The sequence below is a fragment of the Lysobacter enzymogenes genome (assembly GCF_017168095.1).
Lineage (GTDB): Bacteria > Pseudomonadota > Gammaproteobacteria > Xanthomonadales > Xanthomonadaceae > Lysobacter > Lysobacter enzymogenes_D.
On sequence record NZ_LXSD01000451.1, the window covers coordinates 1 to 6,374 of the forward strand.

Annotated in this window: 2 protein-coding genes; both read right to left on the reverse strand. The window is 72.0% G+C overall.

Going from position 1 to position 6,374, the window contains the following annotated elements; translation table 11 throughout:
* Window positions 1–2,431: beta-ketoacyl synthase N-terminal-like domain-containing protein (locus A7A76_RS19345; RefSeq protein WP_241201046.1), on the reverse strand; the 2,431-nt coding region annotated here is incomplete at its 3' end.
* Window position 2,432: 1 nt separating this feature from the next.
* On the reverse strand, window positions 2,433–6,374 hold a 3,942-nt coding region (locus A7A76_RS19350; RefSeq protein ID WP_206412745.1), incomplete at its 5' end, for a type I polyketide synthase.

The window sequence follows — 6,374 nt, forward strand, 5'->3', positions numbered from 1 at the left end:
TGCCGGCGCGGGCGAAGCGCCAGCGCGGCGCCGATGCGATCGCCGCGACTGCGGGCGTCGGCGCCGGTGCGGACGCGGCCTCGTCGGCGCTGGAGACGCCGGCTTCCGGCAGATCCATCCAATGCCGCTCGCGCGCGAACGCATAGCCCGGCAGCGACACCATGCGCGGCGCGGCATCGGGCCACAGCCGCTGCCACGGCACCGCCACGCCGTGCGCCCACAGCTGTGCGGCCGCGCTCCAGTCGCCGTCGGCGCGGCCTTGCTGCAACGCCAGCGCGGCCATGTCGGCGCCGATCACGCCGCTGAGCGGGTGCGCGCGGTCGTCGGCGGCATCGCCGCGGTACAGGCCTTCGCGCTGCAGGCCGGTCCGCGCCGCCGCGTGGTCCTCGCTGGCGGCGTAGCGGCGCAGCAGCGCTGCGGCCTGTGCCGCGTCGGCGGCGGCGAAGGCCAGGCGGTGGCGCATCGCTTCGCGGCCGCATTGCAGGGTGCGCGCAACCGCATCCAGCGCCGGCGCGGATTCGCGCTCCAGGAACGCGGCGAGTTCGGCGGCGGCCGCGCACAGGCGTTCGCCATCGCGCGCCGACAGCACCAGCAACTGCGCGGCGGCCGCGGCCGCGGGAACGTGCTGCTCGAGATGTTCCTCGACCAGCAAATGCACATTGACGCCGCTGTCGGCGAACGAGCTCAGGCCCGCGCGCACCGGCGTGCCCGGCGCACGGCGGATCTCGTCGAAACCGATCCGGCGTTCGGCCAGATACAGCGGATGCGCCGCGTCGTCGAGATCGATGAAGCTGCTCGGACGCTGGCGGGTGATGGTCGGCGGAAACGCGCGATGGTGCATCGACAGCGCCAGCTTGATCAGCCCGGCGACGCCGTTGGCCGGCTCCAGATGGCCGATATTGCCCTTGAGGCTGCCCAGCGCGCAGGTCTTGCCCGCCGGCGCCGCCGCGAACACCTGGCGCAGGCCTTCGAACTCGAACGAATCGGCCCACTTCTTGGCGTAGCCGTTGAGCTCGACGTAATCGATCTGCGCCGGGCTCAGCCCGGCCTGGGCGTAGCAACCGCCGACCGCATCGGCGATGGCGTCGAACTTCACTTCCGACAGCGAGGCGCCGCGGCCGCGGTTGCGCAGCCGGCTGGCCTTGATGGTGGCGTAGATGCGGTCGCCGTCGGCGCGGGCGCGGTCCAGGCGCTTGAGCACCACCACGCCCACGCCCTCGCCGCGGGTGAAACCGTTGGCGCCGTCGTCGAAGACCGCGCAGCGACCGTCCGGCGACAGCAGGCCGTATTGCGACGCGGTGACGTAATCGTCGCCGAACAGATGCAGGCAGGCCGCGCCGGCAAGCGCCAGCTCGCTTTCGCCGTCGATCAGCGAACGGCAGGCGCGATGGATCGCCAGCGCGGAGGACGCACAGTTGACGTTGACCGATTCGCTGGGGCCGCGCAGGTCGAACAGATACGACAGGCGGTTGGCGAGGTAATAGCTCGGGCTCGACGAACTGCAGACCAGGCCCGGCAGGCGCTCCATGTTGCGGCGCAGGTACTGCTCGTACTCGGCGTATTCGTAGCCGACGAACACGCCGGTGGCGCTGCCGGCCAGCCGGGCCGGGTCGATGCCGGCGTCCTGCATCGCGCGGTAAGCCTCCTGCAGCAGCAAGCGCTCCTGAGGATCGATCAACCGAGCTTCCCGCGCGCTCAGGCCGAAGAAAGCGGCGTCGAAGCGGTCGGCGTCCTCGATCAGCGCGCCCCATTTGGAGACGCTCTTGCCCGGCGCGGGCCGCTCGGCGTAGATCGCGCGCCAGTCCCAGCGCTCGGCCGGGATCTCGCGGATGCTGTTGCGGCCGGCGATCAGGTTGTCCCAGAACGCCGCCGCGTCGGGCGCGTCGGGGAAGCGGCAGCTCAGGCCGACGATGGCGACTTCGCCGGCGCCTGCGACGGCCTGGGCGGCCGGTTGCGCGGTGTGTTGCGGCAAGCGCGGCAGCCAGTGGTCGAGATGGTGCTCGACCATTTCATCGACGATCTGGTCGAGCGTATCGAAGCGGCGCCCGGTCAGGTCGATGGCGTGGCGCTGCTTGACCGAATCGAGCAAGGCGCGCAGCGGATCGGCCGCCGCCGCGGTTTCGGCGGCGCGCGGCGTTGCGGTCTCGCTGACGCGCGGCGCTGCGGCGGCCGGCGCGGCGGCGGCCGGCGCCAGTCCTTCGATGTAGGCGGCCAGCTCGCGCACCGTCGCCACGTTGAGGAACTGCGCCGGAGTGAAGTTGATCGCGAAGTGCCGCGACAGGCCTTCCATCAGCTCCATCGCAATGATCGAGTCGATGCCGAGTTCGACGAATTCGGCGTCCAGGTCGAGCCGGTCGGCGGAGATCTTGATGGTGTCCTGGACGATCCGGCGCACCTGGCCGAGCACATCGGCGCTGACTGCCACGCTCATGTCATTTCCCCGCCGCTTGCAGGCCCAGCAGCTCGGCCTTGATGAGAGAACGCAGCGCCTGCAGCCGCTGCGCGTCGAGCTCGCCGGCGCTGGGCGCAGGCGCGTTGCGGCTCAGCCCGCCGAGCAGCGCCTGCACTTCGCTGCGGCCGCCGTCGCCGCGCGCGCCGGGCGCCAGGCCGTAGAGCCGGTCGAGCAGCGCGCCGACCTTGCCCGGCTGCCCGGCCATGACCAAGGTCTGGCCGCGCTCCTCGCCCAGCAGCGCGCGCCAGATCGCCAGCCCGTCCTCGCTGCGCAGCGCTTCCAGGCCGGTGCGCTTGAGGTAGGCCGCGGTCTGCGCCGGATCGGCCGCGCCCATGCCGCCTTGCGCCCACAGCGGCCAGTTGATCGCCAGGGTGCGGCCGGCCGCGCCGCTGCCGCGGCGATGTTCGGCGTAGGCCATCTGGTAGCGGTTGGCGATGGCGTAGTCGCAGGCGCCGAAGTCGCCGAGCATGGCCGAGGACGAGGAGAAGTAGCAGACGAAATCCAGCGGCTGCGCGGCCAGGGCGCGGTCGAGCGCGGCGCTGCCGACGGTCTTGGGCCGCAGCACCGCGTCCAGGTCCGCCGCGCTCTTTTCGAAGAACGCGCTGTGCGATTCCACCCCGGCGGCGTGCAGCACGCCGCACAGCGCGAACGGCAGCGTCTGCGGCCATGCCGCCATCGCCGCTTCGTCGCCTAGGTCGAGCGCGTGGTACACCGCATCGATCGCGCCGAGCGCGCGCAGTTCGTCGAGCTGGGCCTGGATGCGTTCGGACATCGGGCTGCGCCCGGTCAGCAGCAGGCGCGCGTTGGCTTCGCGCGCCAGATGGCGTGCGAACAGCTGGCCGAGCGCGCCGCAGCCGCCGGTGATCAGGTAGCCGCCGCCATGCTTGAGCAGCGGCGCGGCCGGCTCGTCCGGCAGCTCGTGCGCGGCGTAGGACAGTTGCAGCCAGCGCCCGCCGCGGCGCCACAGCGCGCCGCCGCGCACGCCGGCGCGCCAGGCCTGGGCCGCATCGAGCGCGCCGTCGTCGGCATAGACCAGGGCGATCGCGGTGCGCGCCAGATGCAGCTTGAGCGAGCGCTCGAAGCCGATCCAGGCGTAGTCCCAGCAGGTTTCGGCGCGGCGCGGATCGTAGTCGCCGACCAGCACCACCCGCGATACCGCGCGGCCGCTGTGCTTGATCGCGGTGAACAGCGCGAACAGATCGCGCACGCCGGCCTCGCCGCGGCCGCGCGACCAGGCGTACACGATCTCCAGCGCCTCGCCCTCGCCCGCCGGCAATGCGCTCAGCAGGGACTGCAATTGCTCGGCGTCGCCTTCGCGGCATTCGTAGCCGTGCTGCAGCGCGCGCATCGCCTCGCCGCGGCGCACCGGCACGGCGTGCGCGAGTGCGGCGTCGTCGCCGCAGGCGGCGAAGTCGGCGTCGTCGCCGAACACCAGCACGGTCGGCGCGGCGCGCGCCGGCTCGGCCGGCGCCGGGCCCAGCGCCTGCCAGCGCTCATGGAAGAACAGGTGCTGGGCCGGTTCCTGCGCGGGCTTGGCGGTCGCCGTTTCCGGCGCCGACGCCGGCTTGGCCGGCTTGGCGCTGGTGTCGATCCAGCAGCGTTCGCGCGCGAACGGATACGTCGGCAGGCTCAACCGCCGCGGCGCGAACGCGCCGAAGGCGCCGGCCGCATGCAGCGTGGCCCAATCCGGATCCAGGCCCTTGACCCACAGTTCGAGCACGCGCTCCCACTTGCCGGCGGCGACCAGTTGCGCGATCACCGAACGGCGGATGTCTTCGTCGTCGCCGAGCAAACCGGCCTCGTCCTTGCCGCGGGCGACGCGGCCGTGGCGCAGGCCGGCGGCCTCGCCGCCGTCGGCGAAGGCCTGCAGCTTCTGCGCCAGTTCCTCGCGCGACGCCGCCATCAGCGCCAGCCGCTCGTTCATCGGGTCGCGGCCGATCTGCAAGGTGTAGGCCAGGTCGCGCAGATCGCAGCGCTGCGCCGGCTCGCGGCGCAGATGCGCGGCGAGCTTGCCGGCGTACTCGCGCAGGCGTTCGCCGTCGCGCGCCGACAGCAGCACCGGCACCGGCGCGTGCGTCTCGTCGCTGCGTTCGGGCCGCGCGTGTTCCTCCAGCACCACGTGCGCGTTGGCGCCGCCCCAGCCGAACGAGCTCACGCCCGCGCGGCGCGGCAACGGCGCACCACTGGCGTCGCGCGGCGCCGGCCAGTCGACGGTGCGGTCGGCGATGTAGAACGGGCTGCCCTTGAGATCGATGTAGGGATTGAGCTCTTCGAAATGCAGCAGCGCCGGGATCTTGCCGTGGCGCATCGCCAGCAGCGCCTTGAGCAGCCCGGCCATGCCCGCGGCCGGTTCGAGGTGGCCGATGTTGGTCTTGACCGAGCTCAGGCCGCAGTGCGGCTGCGCCGGCGCGGCGCGGCCGTGGCGCGCGTACAGGTCGGCGAAGGACTTCTTCAGCGCCTGGATCTCGATCGGATCGCCGAGGCTGGTGCCGGTGCCGTGGCATTCGATGTAGCCGACCGTGGCCGGATCGATGCGCGCCTTGTCGTAGGCCTCCACCAGCAGCTCGGCCTGGGCCTTGGGGTTGGGCGCGGTAAGGTTGGTGACGCGGCCGCCGTGGTTCTCGGCGGTGGCGCGGATCACCGCGTGAATCGGGTCGCCGTCGGCCAATGCGCGCGCCAGCGGCTTGATCAGCACCGCGCCGACGCCTTCGCCGCGCACGTAGCCGTTGGCGTCCTTGTTGAAGGTGCGGCAGCGGCCGTCGGGGCTGAGCATGCCGGCCGAACTCAGCGAGATGTGCGCGACCGGGGTCAACATCACCTGCACGCCGGCGACGATGGCCATCTCGCTGCTGCCGGTGTGGATCGACTCGATCGCCCGGTGCAGCGCGACCAGCGAACTGGAACACGCCGTGTCCAGCGGCGCGCTGGGGCCGCGCAGGTTGAACAGGTAGGAGACGCGGTTGGCCAGGATCGAATGCGAATTGCCCGAGGCCGAATAGCCGTCGAGCGTGGACTGGTGCTCGGCCAGCACGTCGATGTAGTCCTTGGCCGAGACGCCGACGAACAGGCCGGTGCGGGTGCCCGACAGGTCGGAGACCTTGTGCCCGGAGTCCTCGATCGCGCTCCACACCGCCTGGATCAACAGGCGCTGCTGCGGATCCATCATCTCCGCCTCGCGCGGGGTGATGCCGAAGAACAGCGGGTCGAACTTGTCGACCTCGCGCATGAAGCCGCCCCACTTGGAGTAGGACTTGTTGGCTTCCTTGAGCGGATTGCCGTGCACGTCCTCCCAGATCCAGCGGTCGCGCGGGATCTCGGTGACCAGGTCGCGCTCTTGTTCCAGGTTGAGCCAGAACTCGTGCAGGTCGTCGGACTGCGGCAAGGTGCCGGCGATGCCGACGATGGCGATCGGCTCGCGCACGAAACGCTCTTCGCGGGCGAAGCCCGGCGCGGCGGCGCTGTCCGCCGCGGCCTCGGCCGGTGCGCTCGGGGCTTGCCATTGCTTGCCCGCGAACGCGGGCGTCGGCGCGGATGCGGCTTCGTTGCGGACCGCAGCCACGGCAGCCGGCGCGGCGGCGACGGGCGCGCCCGCCGTCGCATGAACCTTGCGCACCGCCTCGGCGTGCTCGCTGGTCAACGCGCCGGCGATGGCGCGGATCGAGGGGTATTCGAAGAACAGTACCGGGTTGATGTCGAGCCCATAGCGCTCGTTGATCGCGTTGGCGAAGCCGGTCAGGCCGATCGAGTCGAAGCCCAGGTCGAGCAGGATGCCGTCGAGGTCGAGTTCATCGGCGCCGAGCTTGAGCATGTCCATGACCAAGGCCGACAGCGCCTTGACCACTTCGGCGGCCAAGGCATCGCCCTGCCCCGCGCTGGCCGCGGCCGGCACCGGCGCTGCGGCGGCCGCGACCGCCGGCGCCGC